Below are 17,361 nucleotides of genomic sequence, written 5' to 3'. Positions count from 1 at the left end.
CCGGGCCGGCGGCGGGACCTTGGCGGTCAACCTTTCTTGAGAACCTCGCGGCCCAGCAACTCGGCGATCTGCACCGCGTTCAGCGCCGCGCCCTTGCGCAGGTTGTCGCTCACGCACCACAGGTTCAGGCCGTTGTCGATGGTCGAATCCTGGCGGATGCGGCTGACGAAAGTGGCGAAATCGCCGACGCATTCGACCGGCGTGACGTATCCGCCGTCCTCGCGCTTGTCGATCACCATGATGCCGGGCGCCTCGCGCAGGATGTCGCGCGCCTCGTCCTCGTCCAGGAAATCCTCGGTCTCGATGTTCACCGCTTCGGAATGGCCGACAAAGACCGGCACCCGGACGCAGGTCGCGGTGACCTTGATCGACGGATCGACGATCTTCTTGGTCTCGGCGACCATCTTCCATTCCTCCTTGGTGTCGCCGCTGTCCATGAACACGTCGATATGCGGGATCACGTTGAAGGCGATCTGCTTGGTGAACTTCTTGGCCGGCTTGTCGTCGGTAGGATTGTAGATCGACTTGGTCTGGTCCCAGAGCTCGTCGATCCCCTCCTTGCCCGAGCCCGAGACCGACTGGTAGGTCGAGACCACCACGCGCTTGATCCGGGCGCGGTCATGCAGCGGCTTCAGCGCCACGACCATCTGTGCGGTCGAGCAGTTCGGGTTGGCGATGATGTTCTTCTTGTCATAGCCGTGGATCGCCTGCGGGTTCACCTCGGGCACGATCAGCGGCACGTCGGCGTCGTAGCGGTAGAGCGAGCTGTTGTCGATCACCACGCAGCCGGCGGCGGCGGCCTTGGGCGCGTATTTCTTGGTGGCGTCCGAGCCGATGGCGAAAAGCGCCATGTCCCAGCCGGTGAAATCGAAGGCGTCCAGATCCTGCGTGGTCAGGGTCTTGTCGCCAAAGCTTACCTCGGTGCCCAGCGACCTGCGGCTTGCCAGGACGGCGATCTCATCCACCGGGAACTGGCGTTCGGCCAGGATGTTCAGCATTTCGCGGCCCACGTTGCCCGTGGCGCCTGCGATGACGACGCGATAACCCATGTCTCGACTCCAATGTTGAGGCCGCGCGTCTATAGCCGCCATTGCGCCGGGATTAAAGGGGTAAGCGCAGGCACCGCCAGGGCGCTGCGGGTATCGGCGTCAGCTTTCGTCCAGCAGCCGGCGATAGAGCGCCACCAGGGCCTGCGCCTCGCCCTCGATGTCGAAATGCGCCTCGACATGGGCGCGCACGGCCTGCGATGCACGCGCCAGCGCGTCGGCATCCGCCAGCATTTCCTGCGCGGCACGGGTCAGGGCGGGGATGTCATCGGGCGGAACCACGCGGCCCAGCTCGGGGCTGGTGACGATTTCCGAAAACGCCCCCACATCGGTGGCCAGCACCGGCACGCCGCAGGCCATCGCCTCGAGCGGGGTGAGGCCGAACCCCTCCCACCGCTGCGGCGCGACGAAGAGGTCGAGCACCCGGTACCAGTCGGCGATGCGATCCACCGTGACCTCGGGCCGGAACAGGATGCGTTTGCCCATCCCGGCCTCGTCCACCCGCGCCTTGAGCCCTTCGAGAAAGGCCGAGTGGCTGTCGGTGGCTCGTCCCATCACGATGCCGCTCACGTCCGGGCGGCTTTCGCACAGGCCGATCATCGCCTCTACGAAGGCGTCGGTGCCCTTCTGGTGGCGGATCCGCCCGTAGCAGCCCAGCAGAAGCCCCTCGGGCAGGTCCAGCTGACGGCGCAGGGTGGGCTTGTCCTCGGGCGGCGTGAAACCCTGCAGGTCGATGCCGTGCATGATGACATCGGCGTCGCGGTCGAGATAGCCGGCGGTCTTGCGCGAGGTGGCGACTACCGCGTCCATCCGCGAGATCAGCCGCTTGGTGTAACCGCTGTGGCTGCGCTGCGAGGCGCTGGTGAACAGAAGCTTGAGCCTGAGCCGGAACACGTGGCGCAGGATCAGCCCCAGCAGCATCTCGGTGTTGCGGCGCGCATGCCAGACACGCAGCGGCCCGCGTGACAGGAAAGGCAACCCGGCGAGCGGGATATGCGGAATGTCCCGGGGCAGGCCCGGGCCCGTGGCGGCGATATCGATCCACTGCGCCTGCAGGGGCACCAGCCGCGCGATGGTGGCGGTGACGCCCGACAAGCGGCGCTTGAGGTTCGGAGCGATGACGCGCACGTCCTGCATTGGCGGGTCCCCCGGATCTTTGCCCGTCTGCTGCGTTGCATGACCGGCGGCTTGACGCAAGGCGCGGATGGCGCACATGCTGCGGACGCACCCGCATTTCGAAAGGCCGCCCGCCGCATGTCCGATGATACCGAGCACGCCGGCTTTTACGAGTCGCTGCCGCGCATCGCCTCATTTGCCGCGCTGACCCGCGACGGAAGCTATGTGCCCTTGCCCGATGGCTGGGTGATCGGCGCCGCCGACATCGTGGGCTCGACCGAGCTGATCGCCGAGGGGCGGTACAAGATGGTCAACGTGATCGGCGCCGCGGTGATCTCGTCGCAGATCAACGCGGATGGGCGGGCTGGCCTGCCCTTCGTGTTCGGTGGCGACGGAGCGGTCTTTGCCTGCGGGCCGGAACGTGCCGAGTCGTCCCGGCAGGTGCTTGGGATCATGGCGCGCTGGGCGCAGGAGGAATTCGGCGTCACCCTGCGGGCCGCGCAGGTGCCGGTGGCGGATATCCGGGCGGCAGGCCTGGATGTGCGCGTGGCCCGATACCAGGCCGCGCCGGGGCTCGACTATGCCATGTTCGCCGGTGGCGGCGTGACCTGGTCCGAGGCCGAGATGAAGGCCGGGCGTTTTGCCGTGCCCCTTGCCGCGCCGGGATCGGTGCCGGACCTCACGGGCCTCTCCTGCCGCTGGAACAACGCGCGTTCGCGCAACGGCGTGATCCTGTCGCTGGTACTGCAGCCTGCGCCGGGTGCGTCGCTGCAGGCCTATGCCGAGGTGGCCGACCGGATCGTCGCGGTGGCGGAACGGCTGGACCGGGGCGGTCATCCCCTGCCGCCGCAGGGGTCCGGCGTACGTTGGCCGCCGCCGGGGCTGGAGCTCGAGGCACATGTCTCGCGGGGCAAGTCGTCGCTGGCCTGGCGCAAGGTGCAGTTGCTGGTCGAGAACCTGATCGCCTGGGTCTTCTTCAAGACCGGGCTGAAGGCGGGCGGTTTCGATCCGGTGCATTACGCCAAGACCGTCAGCAGCAATGCCGATTTCCGCAAGTTCGACGACGGGCTGAAGATGACGCTGGACTGCGATTCCGGTTCGGTCGCGGAAATCACCGAGGTTCTCGAACGCGCCGACGCCGACGGAACCGTGCAGTTCGGCCTGTTCGAGCAGGACGAGGCGATGATCACCTGTTTCGTGCCCTCGGTCACGCAGGATGACCATGTGCACCTGATCGACGGGGCGGCGGGCGGCTATGCGCGCGCCGCCGCGCAGCTCAAGTCGGCTGCGCCCTGATCCATTTCTCGGACAGGGCGCGGGCGTTGCGCGCCAGGATCAGCAGGTCGATCCCCACGGCAAGGAACTGCGCGCCCATGTCCAGGTAGCCCTGCGTTGCCGCATCGTTCAGCCCCAGAACGCCCGGCGCCTTGCCCGCCGCGCGGATGCGCGACAGGGCATCGGCAATCACCGCCTGGACGGCAGCATCGGCGCTGTCGCCCTTGAGGCCCATGTCGGTGGACAGGTCGGCGGGGCCGATGAACACCCCGTCGATGCCCTCGATCTCCAGGATCTCGTCCAGCGCGTCGATGCCCTTGCGGCTTTCGACCTGCACCAGCAGGCAGATCTGGTCATCTGCGGTGGCCACGTAATCGGGGATCGCACCGAAGCCGGTGGCCCGGGCCGCCGCCGCCCCCACGCCACGTGTGCCGAAGGGCGGGTACCGGCAGGCGCGCACGAGCTCGCGCGCCTGCTCGGCGCTGTCCACCATCGGCACCAGCACGGTCTGCGCGCCGGCGTCCAGCACCTGCTTGATGATCCAGGTCTCGCCGATGGGAACCCGCACCACCGGATGCGAGGGCGACGCTTCCAGCGCCATCAGCTGGTCGCGGATCGACCGGATGTCGTTGGCCGCATGCTCGCCGTCGATCACCAGCCAGTCGAACCCGGCGGTGCCCATCACCTCGGCGGCGGTGGGGTCGGCAAAGCTCAGCCAGCAGCCGATCTGGCGCTTGCCCTCGGTCAGGGCCTGTTTGAAACGGTTTGTGGGTGGGGGCATGGGGAACCTCTCAGGTGAACTGGACGGCGACCGAGCCGAAGGGCCCGAAATCGGCGGTGATGGCAGTGCCCGGCGGTGCCTCGATCGGGCGGATGAACGAGCCGGACAGGACGATGTCGCCGGCCTCGATCGCCTGCCCGTATTCGGCCAGACGCCGCGCCAGCCACAGGACCGAGGTGACGGGATCGTTCAGCACACCCGCGCCGAGGCCGGTCTCCTCGACGGTGCCGCCGCAGGTGACGATGGCTCCGACCCAGCGCAGGTCGAAGGCGTCGGGCGCGTGGCGCGCGGCCCCCAGAACCACGCCGGCATTGGCGGCATTGTCGCTGATCGTGTCGGTAACGATGCGCGCCTGCCCGGTGTCGGGATCCGCGCGCAGAATCCGGGTGTCGAGGATTTCCAGCGCCGGGGCGACATGCCCGGTGGCCGCCAGCACGTCCTTGCGGGTGCAGTCGGCCCCCGCCAGGGGCGCGCGCATGACAAAGGCGATCTCGGCCTCTACCCGTGGCTGGATGAAACGGCCCGCCGGCACCGTGGCGCCCGAGGCGAAGGCCATGTCGTCCAGCAGCACGCCGCTGTCGGGCGTGTCGATGCCCAGCGCGTCCTGCATTGCCCGGCTGGTCAGCCCGATCTTCCAGCCGATCCGCCGCCGCCCCTCGGCCAGCTTGCGCGCCACCAGGGCCGCCTGCACCGCATAGGCGTCGTCCAATGTCATGCCGGGATATTGCAGGGACAGCAGCCGGCATTGCTGGCCCGTGGCTTCGGCCCGGTGCAACGCCTCGGCGGCCGCCTCGTGCTGCTCCGGCGTCATTCGTCGGCCACCGTGTTGACCAGTTGGCCAATGCCCTCGGCCTCGACCACAATCTCGTCGCCCGGTTGCAAAAACCGCGGCGGATCGAAACGGGCGCCCGCGCCGGTGGGTGTGCCGGTGACGATGATGTCGCCGGGCACCAGCGTGGTGAAGGTCGAGATATAGGCGATCTGCCGCCGGATCGGAAAGATCATGCGCGAGGTGCGGTCGTCCTGCCGCAGCTCGCCGTTCACTGTCGTCGTCAGGCGAATGTCGTCGAGCTGCGCCGCTGCCGTGAATGGCACCAGATACGGCCCCATCGCGCCCGATCGGTCCCAGTTCTTGCCCTGGGTGACGTTGAATTTGGCATGCCGCACCCAGTCGCGCAGCGTGCCCTCGTTGCAGAGCGTGACGGCGGCGATGTGGTCATGGGCGGCGTCCTCGGAAATGCGCCGGCCCAGCTTGCCGATCACCACGGCGATCTCGCCCTCGTAATCCAGCTGCGGCGTCTCGGGCGGCCGGATCAGCGGCTGGCCGTGGCCGGTGAAGCTGCGCGGGAAGCGGATGAAGAGCGAGGGGTTGGGCGGCGCGTCCTGCCCGTCCCGGTACTCGGCATTGCGGTCGGGGAAGTTCACGCCGACACAGATGATCTTTTCCGGGACGGGGATCGGGATCGTGTAGTCGAAACTGCCGTCGGGATGGCTGACCGGCTTGTCACGCGCGGCCACCGCCAGGTCATAGAGCGCGCCCGCCTCGATCACCTCGCGCAGGGTCGGCCATTGATGAAAGGCGGGCGAAAGCGCGATCATCCCTCCCTCGGCCACCGCGCCATAGAAGGCCTGCCCGCCCGAAACATAGCTTGCGATGCGTGTCACCCCAGCCTCCCTGCAATTTCGCATATCACATCATGGGCGGACATCACATCCGCCTCGGTGGTGTCGAACTGCCCGGCCTGGAACCGGATCACCAGCTTGCCGTCCACCCGCGTCTGGGTCAGGTAGATCCGCCCGTCATCGTTGATCGCGTTGACCAGCGCGAGGTTCAGCGCATCCGGATCCCGCGCGCCCTCGGGCAGATAGCGGAAGGTCCAGAGCGACCACATCGGCGGGGTCACGATCTCGAAGCCCGGCGTCTCGGCCAGCCTGTCATGCAGCGCGCGCGACCAGGCGACGTGGTTGCGCAGCCGGTCGCGCAGACCCTCCAGCCCGTAGGTGCGGATCAGGAACCAGATCTTGAGCGCGCGGAACCTGCGGCCCAGCGGAACCGACCATTCGGAATAGTTGACGATCCCATCCTTGCCGTGGGTCTTGAGGTATTCCGGCTGGATCGCCAGTGTGCGCACCAGGTCATCCGGGTCGCGCAGGAAATGCGCCGAGCAGTCGAACTGCGCGCCCAGCCATTTATGCGGGTTGAAGACGATGCTGTCGGCGCGTTCGACGCCCTGCCAGTAGCTGCGGAATTCGGGGCAGATCATCGCCGCCCCGGCCCAGGCGGCATCGACATGGGTATAGAGCCCGTGGCGTTCGGCCACCTCCAGGCAGCCGGCAACCGGGTCGGTCGCTCCGGTTCCGGTCGCGCCGACGCTGAGGATCAGCCCGGCGGGTCGGTGACCCGCGTCGTGGTCGGCGTTGATCGCGTCCTCCAGCGCCCGCGGATCCATACCTCGCCAATCGCCGCGGATCGGCACGCGCACCAGGTTATCCTGCCCGATCCCGGCGACCCAGATGGCGCGGTCGACCGATGTGTGAACCTCGGACGAGCAATAGACCCGCAGCCGCGGTTGACCCGACAGGCCCGCCCGGTTGCCCTGCCAGTCCAGCGCGCGCTCGCGCATGGTCAGCACCGCGGCCAGGGTGGCCGAGGACGCGCTGTCCTGGATGACGCCCGCAAAGTCGTCCGGCAGGCCGATGGCGCCGCCCAGCCATTGCATCATCCGGGTTTCCATCTCGGTCGCCGCCGGCGAGGTCTGCCACAACATGCATTGCGGTGAGATGGCGGCGGTCAGGAACTCGGCCAGCACCGAGGGCGCGGCGGCATTGGCGCTGAAATAGGCAAAGAACCGGGGATGCTGCCAATGGGTGATGCCGGGCATCACGATGTCCTCGAAATCGCGGAAGATGTCCTGCATCGGCTCGGGTGCTTCTGGCGGCGCCTGTGGCAAGGCATCCAGAACCTCGCCGGGTTCGGTTCGTGCCCGCACCGGGCGCTCACTGACCGTCTTGCGATAATCCCGTGCCCAGTCGGTCACCCGGTGGCCCCAATCGGCGAAGTCGTCCCAATCCATCTGCCGTCTCCTCAGGGGGCCACGATGGGCTGCGCCTTGAGCGCGCTGGGCACCGGTTCGACCCCGGCGAAGACCGAGCCTTCCTCGAACCAGCTGCGCGGTGCCGGCGCGCCCCACAGGGTTTGGCGCTGCGGATCGGTCAGCGACCACTTGATCGGCTCCAGGTCCGGGTCGACGGTCTGGTAGTCCGAGCAGTAGATCTCGATCCGGTGGCCGTCGGGATCGCGGATATAGAGGAAGAAGGCGTTGGAGATGCCGTGCCGGCCCGGCCCACGCTCGATATTGGCGACATAGCCGGTGGTCGACATCAGGTCGAGCAGGTCGATGATGTTGAGCGGATTGGGCACCCAGAACGCGGTGTGGTGCAGGCGCGGTCCCAGCCCGTTGGTAAAGGCCACGTCATGCACCCCTCCCTTGCGATGCATCCACGCCGCCCAGAGCCGGCCGCTCTCGTCATCCTCGGTATATTCCGTGACCCGGAAGCCTAGGTCGTTATAGAAGGCGACGCTGGCATCCACATCCGAGGCGAACATGTTGAAATGGTCGATCCGAAGCGGCTTGACCCCCTTGTAGAGCGCGTACTTCTGATGGATCGGCGGCAGGCGGTCCATCTTGACGTAGAATTCCAGCGGGATGCCCCAGGGATCGCGGGTGCGCAGGGTGCGGCCCATATGCGGGCGTTCGATCCAGTCGACCGGCAGACCGCGCCCGGCGAAGAATTCGGCTGCCCGGTCCAGGTCCGGTTCGTCGTAGAGCTTGAATCCCAACACGCCGACATCTGCCGCGTCGGCCCGTTGCAGCACGATGCAGTGATGGCCGCGCTCTTCCATGGCGCGCAGGCAGATGCGGTCGTCATCCTCGTGCGTGACCTGCAGCCCGAGCGTGTCGACATAGAAGGCGCGCGAGGCGGCGAGGTCGGTCACCCGGTATTCCACGTGGGACAGCCGGACGATGTTGAAGGGCGGGTAGAGGTTGGGTTTCGGGACGGGCATTCTGGACCTCCTCGGTTCGATGTCGGTGGCCGGCTGCGGGAGTGAGGGGCCAGCCCCTCACACTCCCCGAGGTATTTGACGCGAGAGGAAGATCAGGCGCCGAGGCGTGGGATCGGATGTCTTCCCTTGGCCAGACCGATGTGCTTTTGCTCCATGTGGAATTCGAATGACCAGTCGCCCCCGTCACGGCCGATGCCGCTGGCCTTGACGCCGCCGAAGGGGGTCGGCAGATGCCGGACATTCTCGCTGTTGACCCAGATCATCCCTGCTTCGAGCCGGTTGGTAAAGCGCAAGGCGCGGGTCAGGTCGTTGGTCCAGACATAGGCGGTGAGGCCGTATTCGGTGTCGTTGGCGATGTGCAGCGCCTCGTCTTCGTCCTGGAACCGGATTGCGGTGAGGACCGGACCGAAGATCTCTTCCTGGGCCACCCTCATGTTGTTGCGCGCACCGGTGAACAGTGTCGGGCGCACGAACCAGCCCTGCTCGCCGACCCGATCGCCGCCGGCGGCAATTGTCGCGCCATCTGCGCGGGCCGCGTCGAAATAGGACGTGACCTTGTCGAAATGCACCTTGTGGATCAGCGGCCCGACCTCTGTATCGGGATCGAGCGGGTGGCCGACACGGATGTTGTTGACCCTTTCCGTCAGCCTGGCCTCGAAGTCCTCGGCGATGCTCTCCTGCACCAGCAGGCGCGAGGAGGAGGTGCAGCGCTCGCCGTTCAGCGAGTAGATCATGAAGATCGCCGCATCCAGCGCGCGCTCGAGATCGGCGTCGTCGAACACGATCACCGGGTTCTTGCCGCCCAGTTCGAAATGCACCCGCTTCAGCGTATCGGCGCCCTGTTTCATGATCATCGAGCCGGTTTTGGATTCACCGACAAAGGCGATCGCGCGGATCGCTGGATGTTCGGTGAGTGCGCGGCCGGCATCCTCACCGAACCCGTTGACCAGGTTCCACACGCCGGGGGGCAGACCGGCCTCATGCGCGATCTCGGCCAGGATGCGGGCGGTGAGCGGCGAGAACTCGGCCGGTTTGTGCACCACCGTGCAGCCGGCGGCCAGCGCCGGGGCGATCTTCCAGGTCGACAGCATGAACGGCGTGTTCCAGGGCGTGATCACGCCCACCGGGCCGATGGGCACGCGGGTGGTGACGTTCATCAACGTGGGTGACGGCAGCGCCTGCCCGTCGCGGGCGGCGGGGGCGCGGTCGGCGAAGAACCGGAAGTTCTCGGCCCCGCGCAGCGCCGCCTTGGACATGAACCGCAGCGCCTGGCCAGTATCCCAGCATTCGCACAGTGCGATTTCCTCGGCACGCGCCTCGATCCCGTCGGCGATGCGGTGCAGGATCGCCCGCCGCTCGGTCGCGGCGATGTCGCGCCAGCCGGCAAAGGCGTCTTGCGCGGCGCGCGCGGCGTCGTCGACATCCTGGGCATCGCTGCGGGCGACGGTGCAGATCAGGCTGTCATCCACCGGAGAGCGGGTCTCAAAGCTCGCGCCCTGGCCGGCGGGTCGGGTTTCGCCGCCGATCAGGTTGCCGATGCCCGCGCCGCGGTAGCGGTCGAGATGGCGCGCGAGCGTGTCAAGATTTGTGGCCAGGTCAGTCATCGGGCGGTCCCTTTCCTAGGTGATCGCGGATGGTTCCGGTCTTGGGCGACAGGTCGGGGTCGATGTCGCGCATTTCCAGCGACAGCGCGATGGGATGTCGGCGCATCGCGGGTTCCAGCGCGGCCTCGGCCGCGGCAAAGATATGCCCCGTCGCCCGTTTGCGTGTCTCCAGGTCGCGCCCGGCCCGCAGGCGGACAGAGATGTCGACATAGCCATGCGCCGGGTGTCCGTCGGCGATCGAGACGTGATCTGCGCGCAAAGCCCGCACCCGGATGCCCGCCGCCGGAAAGACCCCGGTTTCGGCCGCGGCCCGGCGCAGTGTGTCGCACAGGGCGCCCATGTCGATCCGCTCTTCCATATTGGCCGAATAGTCCAGGATCACATGCGGCATCGTCTCCTCCTTTACTTAACATGTGAAGTTTTTAGGACCCTGTCAATCCCCTCCCGTCGCGGCGGCGGTTGCGGGTTCCCGATGATTCCGCGAAAATGGCGCATGTCCAGTGATTTGCCGCGCACCTCCCGGTCCCTCCCTATTGCGCTCCTGCGGGCGCGGGAGCGGGTGATGGGGCCGATTCGCGCGATGCTGGCGGATGTGGGAATCACCGAGCAGCAATGGCGCGTCCTGCGGGTTCTGCAAGAAGAGGGGCCGCAAGATCCGACCCGCATCGCCGAGCAGGCCTGTCTGCTGCTGCCCAGCCTGACGCGGATCCTGCAGAAGCTGGAAAGCAAGCACCTGATCGAGCGTCAGGCCGACCCCGATGACCGCCGCAAGCAGATCGTGCGGATCTCGGACCAGGGAGAGCAGGTGATCCGCGACAATCTCCAGACCAGCCTGGCCCTGCTTGACGAGATCCGCGACCGCATGGGCGCCGAACGCTACGAGGCCCTGCTGGACCTGCTGAATGACCTTGACGTGCGGGACGGTCGCTAGACCCCCGCGTCGGCCCGCCGGTCATTCCGGCGGCGTCTGGTCCGCTGCCTTCCAGGGCGCCTCGGGGGAGAAGTCGCAACGATCCGGCTTGATGTCGACCAGCGGTGTGCCGTCGAGGCAGTCGAGGCCGCGGACGATCAGGCAATGGCCTTCGACGCCCATCAGCCGGACCGATGCTGTGCCGATCGGGTTCGGCCGCTGCGGTGAGCGCAAGGCGAAGGTGCCGACGAAGCGCTTGCCGTCGTTCTTGGGGTTCTGGATCACCAGATCCCGCCGCGACCGGTCAAGCCAGTAGAGGATTTCCAACTGGTCGTAATCCTCGATCCCCAGAAGCGCATCGCCCCACGGGTCGAACAGCTCGATCCGGCAATCGGGCCCGTCCTGCCGCCCCTGCCGCGGGCAATCCGCGCGTCGGGTCCAGGGGGTGCGGATGCGGCCGATGAAATGCAGCCCGGCATCGTCGGACGCCGGGGCCTCGACCGTGCGTTCGCCATCCCTGAGGCGTGATTGCATGGGGCCGCTCCTTCCGCCGAATTGCGTTCGGGGCAAGCCTAGCGCAAATCGCGCCGTTGCCACAGGCCGGTTGCTGCCTGATCGACCGACCCGCGTGGATATCTGGATGATCTGGTCGGAGTGGCGAGATTCGAACTCACGACCCCTGCCTCCCGAAGACAGTGCTCTACCAGGCTGAGCTACACTCCGACCGTGACGGTTGGGTTAACTCCAACCCGGCGGCTTGGCAAGAGCGATGCGCAGGAAATTTGCCGCGCGGAACGTCATTTTGCCGGCCCGTCCGGCTCGCCGTTTCGGCTGTCGGCTCCGATGTTGCGCTTGAGGAATGCGCCCACGCGCAGGGTCTCGCCGGCGCGCGTCCGCGTGCGCAGAACGGGCCGGTTGCGCGAGGCCGTGCCGCGGCTTTCACGGAACAGGATATAGAGCCCGCTGGCGATCACCACGGCGGCCCCCCAGGCGGTCGGCGCATCCAGGCGCTCGCCAAAGAACAGATAGCCGTAGAGCGTGGCCCAGAGGATCTGGGAATACTGCATGGGCGCCACAATCACCGCCTCTCCGGCGCGATAGGCGCGAATCACGCAGAGCATCGCCAGGAAGGCCAGCACCGCAATCAGTGCCATCGCGCCGAAATCCGCGATCGGCATGGGCCGATAGACGAAGGGCAGCGCCAGTGCCAGCGCCAGGAAGGTCGACAGCATCGGATAGACCATCATCACCACCGACCGCTCCTCGCGACCGATCTTGCGGACGATGACCGAGTTGGTGGCGCCGCCGATCGCCGCCAGCAGCGCCGTGAGATGGCCGAAGGTCAGCTCGGCCTGGCCGGGCCGCAGCACGATCAGCACCCCGACCAACCCGACGAGTACGGCGGCCCAGCGGCGCAGGCGCACCGTCTCGCCCAGGATCGGGATGGACAGGACCGTGATCAGCAGCGGCGAGGCGAAGAGGATCGCATAGACCTGAGCCAGCGGCAGCGTCGAGAACGCGAAGAATGCGCCAAGCGCGCTGGTCATGGTCGCCAGGCACCGCAGCGCCATCCAGCCGGGATGAACCGGCCGCAGCGTTCCCTTGGTCGCGTCGCTCATCAGCATCAGGAGCACGAGGGGAAAGCCCAGAAGCCCCGAGAAGAACAGGATCTGGATCGGCGAGTAGCTGCTCCCGAGGAACTTGATGAAGACATCATGGGTCGAGAAGATGCCGAAGCCCAGGAGCGCGAAAAGCGCCCCCTGCAGGTTGCCGGAGGACTGAGGTCTGGTCATGGATGTCCGCTGCGATCGAATGGTGTTAGCGCCATCATTTCTGATCGCGCGGCCGGGGTAAAGGCATCATGTGGCGATCCGGCGGAGGCTGGCGCGCCGCCGCCGGGGCAGTGCCTCAAAGGCTCGCGTCAAGCGCCGCGACGATAGCGTCGCCCATCTCGCCGGTCGATACCGGGGTCGCGCCCTCTTCGCCCAGCAGGTCGGCCGTGCGCAGGCCATCGGCCAGCACCGTCTCCACCGCCTTTTCAAGGCGGGTCGCCTCGTCGCCGCGGTCGAAGCTGTAGCGCAGCGCCATCGCAAAGCTCAGGATGCAGGCGATGGGGTTGGCCTTGCCCTGGCCGGCAATGTCGGGGGCCGAGCCGTGCACCGGCTCGTAGAGTGCCTTGGGCCGGCCATTGGCCATCGGCGCGCCAAGGCTGGCCGAGGGCAGCATCCCAAGCGAGCCGGTCAGCATGGCGGCGGCGTCCGACAGCAGGTCACCGAACAGGTTGTCGGTCACGATCACATCGAACTGCTTGGGCCAGCGGCAGAGCTGCATGGCGCCGGCATCGGCATACATGTGGCTCAACTCGACATCCGCGTAATCCTCGTCATGCACCTTCTGGACCACCTCGCGCCACAGGATGCCCGACTCCATCACGTTGGCCTTCTCCATCGAGCAGACCTTGTTGCCGCGCTTGCGCGCCAGCTCGAAGGCCGACCGCGCCACCCGGTCGATCTCGGATTCGGTATAGCGCTGGGTGTTGATGCCGACCCGCTCGTTGCCTTCCTCGATGATGCCCCGGGGCTCGCCGAAATAGATGCCGCTTGTCAGTTCGCGCACGATCATGATGTCGAGCCCGGCCACAACGTCCTTCTTCAGCGACGAGAAATCCGCCAGCGCGTCGAAACACTGCGCCGGGCGCAGATTGGCGAACAGATCCATCTCCTTGCGCAGACGCAACAGGCCGCGCTCGGGCTTCACGCTGAAATCGAGGTTGTCATATTTCGGGCCGCCGACTGCGCCCAGAAGCACCGCGTCCACCCCCTGCGCGCGGGCCATCGTGTCCTCATGCAGCGGCGTGCCATGCGCGTCATAGGCCGCGCCGCCGACCAGGTCCTCGCTCACGTCGAAGGCCAGGTCGCGCTTGGCACCGTACCAGTCGATGATCTTGCGCACTTCGGCCATGACCTCGGGGCCGATCCCGTCGCCGGGCAGGATGAGGAGCGAGGGGTTGGACATCAGCGGGACTCCTTGCGTTGGGTTGCCATCGCCCTAGCGCGTGGCGCATGGGGGGTCAACGACGACCGGCCGCAAGGGGGCGCAGATTCCGCCAACTTACCCGTATCGCGTTCAATCCACGCGCAGGTCGACCCAGACCAGGCGATGCCGGCTGGCCCGGATCGCCGCGTCATGCCCGGGTTCGCCGGGGGCCGGCCAGACGACGCCCGCGGCCGCCACAGTCCAGTCGGCCGAGGGCAGCACGTAATCCACCCGCATCCGGCCCGGCCGAGGCCAGTCCACCGTGTCCAGCGCGTCGGGCGTACGGTGCCCCTGTGATCCGGCCTGGGCGGCGCCGGGGCTTTGGGGTCGCGGATCCTGCAGCCGGGGGTCGGCCAGCAGGTCACGGATCGACGCGCCGTGCCCGTCGCTGTCCCAGGGGTCCAGGTTGGCGCCACCGGCGATCACGAAGCGGCTCTCGGGCGGCGGCCCGAACGCGCCGTCCAGAAAGACCGGCCAGAACCGGATCTCGTCGCGGTTGCGCAGGCCGTTGCGGTCTTCGGGGCCGTCGAAGACCGGCGGCCCGGCCTGGAAGGTCAGCAGGTGCAGCCGGCCGCCGGGCAGGTCGATGGGAACCACCCAATGCCCGGTCGAGGACAGACGTTGCGCGGCCTGCGCCGCCGGCGACGGGAACGGCGCGCCATCCCGCTGGGGCAGCATCGCACCCGGCAGGTCGCGCCACAGCAGTTCCGAGAAATCGCGGATCGCATCGGTCTCGATCGGGTATTTCGACAGCAGGGCGATGCCGTTCCGCCCGGTGAATTCGCCCCATCCCTGGGAATCGCCCGGCCCGCCGGTCCGGCCGTCACCGTCGAGGTCCAGCTCGGTGGCCAGCCCGCTGTTGGGCTGTCGGGCGACGCGGTGCGGATAGGCGGTGCCGGCCTCGGCCAGCCGCTCTGCCAGGGCGCCGAGGGCGCGGCTCTCCAGATCCCAGTCGACGCCCTGCAGGGCGAGGATGTCGGGGTCGGTCGCGGCTATCACCTCGAGGACCGCTTCGACCTGGGCGTCCTTGCCCGACCGGATGTCGCGCAGGAGCAGCCCCGGGCCGTCGCGATGCAGTTCGGCGTTGAAGCTGGCGATGCGGATGGTGTCGGCCTGCGCGCCGGTCGTGGCCAGCGCAAGCGCAAGCCACAGGGCGCGGATCATGCCACCATCATCGTCTCGGCGTTGGCATAGGCGCGGCGGCGCTTCTCTTCGATCAGATCGGCGATCCGCAGCATCGCCAGGCCGCGCATGACCATGCTGGCGGGCACGAAGGCCCAGGCGCTGATGGTCCAGATCAGGGTCTGCGGGTTCTGCAGCAGCATCGGGTCGATCAGGCCCGAGCCGAGCTTGACCAGGGCCGGGATCATGAAGGGCAGCAGGACGCCCATGATCGTGTTGATACGGCCGTCGCGCTGCAAGCGCGCCACCACGTCGCCGCCGGTGGTCGGGTCGAAGAGCGGCAGGTTGATCCAGACGTTGAACGCGCCGTTGCCGGTCGGCCAGCCGCGCACGCGAACCGCGAACCAGAAGGCCAGGATCGCCGACAGGGCAATCACATAGGCCACGCTTGCGGCGGTTCGCACCATCGCAATCAGTTCGAAGGGCGCGTGCTCGGGCAGCATCAAGAGCACCAGGCGCACCGGCGAATAGGGGAAATCGGCCACATGCGCGAGCAACAGGCCGAAGCCCTCGAACAGGGCAGTCACGTTGGTCGGCTCGAACTCGTGCTTGGCGATCAGCGTCAGGATCGTGACGATCGACATCAGCGCGATGAACCGCAGGCGGTTCAACGGCGGCGCGTCACGGAACTCGATGAAGCTGGGAAAGGTCGAATTGTATTCGGCGAATGTCAGCATGAAGCCAAGGATCGCGATCAGCACCACGATCTCCGACGAATTCGTCAGGTAGCCCGGCAAATACAATGCCGGGGTGGCAACCATTGCGGCCACCAAGACACCACGCAATATTGCGCCCGTGATCCGTGTAATCACTGTCCGATCCCTTCAAACTGGACAGGCCGGTACGTCGCCGAACCCTTGTTCCAACTTGAACCCGTCCCCCAGGGACGAATGCCTCATTTTGGCCCCATTTGTGCCGTCATTCAGCCATTCGCTCAAGTCGTCGACTCACGAAATACCTGATTTCAGGCGAAAACATGGCGAAACTGGTGCGATCTTGCATCATTGAAAACGCGGGGTCGGGGCAGGTTTAGAGGCTGTCGCAAGATCTTGCGGATCGGATGCCGCCCGCCCCAAAACAGGCCGGGTCGGCGAAGAACCGCCGACCCAAACTTGACGCTACGGAAATTTCAGACCCAGGGGCGGGCCTGGGCGGCCTGGGCCTCGAACGCGTCGATGGCGGCGCCTTTTTCGAGAGTCTGGCCGATATCGTCGAGCCCGTTCAGCAGGCAATGCTTCTGGAACGAATCGACTTCGAACCCGATCGTGCCGCCATCCGGGCCCGAGATCGTCTGGTTTTCCAGATCGACGGTCAGCACCGCGTTCGCGCCGCGCGCCGCGTCGTCCATCAGTTTGTCCACCTCCTCTTGCGGCAGGACGATGGGCAGGATGCCGTTCTTGAAGCAGTTGTTGTAGAAGATGTCGGCAAAGCTGGTCGAGATCACGCAGCGGATGCCGAAATCCAGCAGCGCCCAGGGTGCGTGTTCGCGCGACGAGCCGCAGCCGAAATTGTCGCCCGCCACCAGGATCTGCGCATCGCGGTATTGCGGCTTGTTGAGGACGAAATCGGGGATCTCGTCGCCATTGTCGTCATAGCGCATCTCGTCGAACAGGTTGATGCCCAGTCCCGAGCGCTTGATCGTCTTGAGGAACTGCTTGGGGATGATCATGTCGGTGTCGATATTGACCAGCGGCATCGGCGCCGCGACCCCTGTGAGCTTGATGAACTTTTCCATGTGAGCTTTCCTGCTTCCGGCCTGCGATGCGCAGGCGATTGGCCGTGTCGGCCAGATGAGGTTGAGGCGCGGCGCCCGCGCTACCGCGAGGCGCTGCGCATGAAGAGTGACGCGAAGACCAGCCCGAAGCCGTTGAACAGCATCTCGATGCCCAGCAGGATGCCCAGCAGGCTGAGCGCCAGACCCGCGCCGGCATTGGCCAGAATGTATCCCGCCAGAAGCAGCGACAGAGCGCCCGAGATCAGCATCGGCCAGAAGAACTGCGTGTCGCGCATCTGGAAGGACAGGATGATCCGCGCGATGCCGCCCGCGGCAAAGAGGATCATCACCACCGTGGCCAGCGTCAGCGTGCCCTCGAGCGGGTGGGCCAGGAACGACCAGCCGAGAAACAGCATGATCAGGCCCATCACGATTCCCAGGACCTTGTTCAAGGCGCCCTCGACAGTGAAGCCGCCGATGGCCTGCAAGCCCCCGCTGATCAGCAGCAGGATGCCGGTCAGGACAGTGATCGCCACCGAGGCGACGACCGGCGCCGCCAGGACAATTACGCCGAAGACAATGGACAGGAGTCCCAGAAGAAGCAGTTTCAGCCAGTCGCTCATGGTTTTTT

Annotated in this window: 18 protein-coding genes and 1 tRNA gene; 2 read left to right on the top strand and 17 right to left on the bottom strand. The window is 66.8% G+C overall.

Features of this window, described 5'->3' with window-relative positions; genetic code table 11:
* Positions 1-26: 26 nt before the first annotated feature.
* Together BMX57_RS13430 and BMX57_RS13425 are read right to left on the bottom strand one after the other, a co-directional pair.
* Positions 27-1,049 (bottom strand): aspartate-semialdehyde dehydrogenase, encoded by a 1,023-nt coding sequence (locus BMX57_RS13430; RefSeq protein ID WP_092367914.1) that lies wholly within the window; start codon positions 1,047-1,049, stop codon positions 27-29.
* Positions 1,050-1,148: 99 nt separating this feature from the next.
* The gene (locus tag BMX57_RS13425) at positions 1,149-2,183 is read right to left on the bottom strand and encodes a glycosyltransferase family 4 protein (RefSeq protein ID WP_092367911.1); all 1,035 of its coding nucleotides are present in this window, start codon (positions 2,181-2,183) and stop codon (positions 1,149-1,151) included.
* Positions 2,184-2,300: 117 nt separating this feature from the next.
* Here BMX57_RS13425 and BMX57_RS13420 point away from each other — a divergent pair, with 117 nt between their 5' ends.
* Positions 2,301-3,458 (top strand): DUF3095 domain-containing protein, encoded by a 1,158-nt coding sequence (locus BMX57_RS13420; RefSeq protein ID WP_092368011.1) that lies wholly within the window; start codon positions 2,301-2,303, stop codon positions 3,456-3,458.
* Here the strand turns inward: BMX57_RS13420 and BMX57_RS13415 are convergent.
* The 7 genes from BMX57_RS13415 to BMX57_RS13385 form a co-directional block, all read right to left on the bottom strand.
* Positions 3,439-4,218: an HpcH/HpaI aldolase family protein gene (locus BMX57_RS13415; protein ID WP_092367908.1), complete on the bottom strand. Its 780-nt coding sequence runs from the start codon at positions 4,216-4,218 to the stop codon at positions 3,439-3,441. The two genes, BMX57_RS13420 and BMX57_RS13415, sit on opposite strands and share 20 nt — an antisense overlap.
* A gap of 10 nt (positions 4,219-4,228) precedes the next feature.
* Positions 4,229-5,029 (bottom strand): 2-oxo-hept-4-ene-1,7-dioate hydratase, encoded by an 801-nt coding sequence (gene hpaH, locus BMX57_RS13410; protein WP_092367905.1) that lies wholly within the window; start codon positions 5,027-5,029, stop codon positions 4,229-4,231.
* Complete coding sequence (locus tag BMX57_RS13405; protein ID WP_425304917.1) at positions 5,026-5,874, bottom strand: fumarylacetoacetate hydrolase family protein; 849 nt, start codon at positions 5,872-5,874, stop codon at positions 5,026-5,028. The genes hpaH and BMX57_RS13405 overlap by 4 nt, the downstream gene beginning before the upstream one ends.
* 5 nt (positions 5,875-5,879) lie before the next feature.
* Positions 5,880-7,292: a pyridoxal phosphate-dependent decarboxylase family protein gene (locus tag BMX57_RS13400; RefSeq protein WP_092367899.1), complete on the bottom strand. Its 1,413-nt coding sequence runs from the start codon at positions 7,290-7,292 to the stop codon at positions 5,880-5,882.
* Positions 7,293-7,303: 11 nt separating this feature from the next.
* Positions 7,304-8,284, bottom strand: a complete 981-nt coding sequence (gene hpaD / locus BMX57_RS13395) for a 3,4-dihydroxyphenylacetate 2,3-dioxygenase (RefSeq protein ID WP_092367896.1) — start codon at positions 8,282-8,284, stop codon at positions 7,304-7,306.
* 92 nt (positions 8,285-8,376) lie between these two features.
* Positions 8,377-9,888, bottom strand: coding sequence for a 5-carboxymethyl-2-hydroxymuconate semialdehyde dehydrogenase (gene hpaE / locus BMX57_RS13390; protein ID WP_092367893.1), 1,512 nt, complete (start codon positions 9,886-9,888; stop codon positions 8,377-8,379).
* Positions 9,881-10,279, bottom strand: coding sequence for a 5-carboxymethyl-2-hydroxymuconate Delta-isomerase (locus BMX57_RS13385; RefSeq protein ID WP_092367890.1), 399 nt, complete (start codon positions 10,277-10,279; stop codon positions 9,881-9,883). The genes hpaE and BMX57_RS13385 overlap by 8 nt, the downstream gene beginning before the upstream one ends.
* A gap of 102 nt (positions 10,280-10,381) precedes the next feature.
* On the opposite strand from BMX57_RS13385, the gene hpaR reads away from it, so the two are divergent.
* On the top strand, positions 10,382-10,819 hold the full coding sequence (gene hpaR / locus BMX57_RS13380) for a homoprotocatechuate degradation operon regulator HpaR (RefSeq protein ID WP_092367887.1): 438 nt from the start codon (positions 10,382-10,384) through the stop codon (positions 10,817-10,819).
* A gap of 21 nt (positions 10,820-10,840) precedes the next feature.
* Here hpaR and tsaA read toward each other — a convergent pair whose 3' ends face one another.
* The 8 genes from tsaA to BMX57_RS13340 form a co-directional block, all read right to left on the bottom strand.
* Positions 10,841-11,332 carry a tRNA (N6-threonylcarbamoyladenosine(37)-N6)-methyltransferase TrmO gene (gene tsaA / locus BMX57_RS13375; protein WP_092367884.1) on the bottom strand — a complete coding sequence of 164 codons (492 nt, stop codon included), beginning with the start codon at positions 11,330-11,332 and terminating at the stop codon, positions 10,841-10,843.
* Positions 11,333-11,444: 112 nt separating this feature from the next.
* Positions 11,445-11,521, bottom strand: a tRNA-Pro gene (locus tag BMX57_RS13370).
* Between the two features lie 74 nt (positions 11,522-11,595).
* On the bottom strand, positions 11,596-12,591 hold the full coding sequence (locus BMX57_RS13365) for a DMT family transporter (protein ID WP_092367881.1): 996 nt from the start codon (positions 12,589-12,591) through the stop codon (positions 11,596-11,598).
* Positions 12,592-12,706: 115 nt separating this feature from the next.
* Complete coding sequence (leuB, locus tag BMX57_RS13360) at positions 12,707-13,813, bottom strand: 3-isopropylmalate dehydrogenase (RefSeq protein WP_092367878.1); 1,107 nt, start codon at positions 13,811-13,813, stop codon at positions 12,707-12,709.
* A gap of 111 nt (positions 13,814-13,924) precedes the next feature.
* The gene (locus BMX57_RS13355) at positions 13,925-14,998 is read right to left on the bottom strand and encodes an endonuclease/exonuclease/phosphatase family protein (RefSeq protein ID WP_092367875.1); all 1,074 of its coding nucleotides are present in this window, start codon (positions 14,996-14,998) and stop codon (positions 13,925-13,927) included.
* A complete protein-coding gene (locus BMX57_RS13350; RefSeq protein WP_229724244.1) occupies positions 14,995-15,777 on the bottom strand; it encodes a hypothetical protein in 783 nt (260 codons plus the stop codon). Before BMX57_RS13350 ends, BMX57_RS13355 begins: the two co-directional genes overlap by 4 nt.
* Positions 15,778-16,145: 368 nt before the next feature.
* Positions 16,146-16,751: a 3-isopropylmalate dehydratase small subunit gene (leuD, locus tag BMX57_RS13345; RefSeq protein WP_092367869.1), complete on the bottom strand. Its 606-nt coding sequence runs from the start codon at positions 16,749-16,751 to the stop codon at positions 16,146-16,148.
* A gap of 80 nt (positions 16,752-16,831) precedes the next feature.
* Positions 16,832-17,353 (bottom strand): HdeD family acid-resistance protein, encoded by a 522-nt coding sequence (locus BMX57_RS13340; RefSeq protein WP_092367866.1) that lies wholly within the window; start codon positions 17,351-17,353, stop codon positions 16,832-16,834.
* Positions 17,354-17,361 lie beyond the last annotated feature (8 nt).

Origin of the sequence: Cribrihabitans marinus (assembly GCF_900109035.1) — a bacterium.
GTDB classification, from domain to species: domain Bacteria; phylum Pseudomonadota; class Alphaproteobacteria; order Rhodobacterales; family Rhodobacteraceae; genus Cribrihabitans; species Cribrihabitans marinus.
This window is presented reverse-complemented; position numbering and strand designations above follow the sequence as displayed.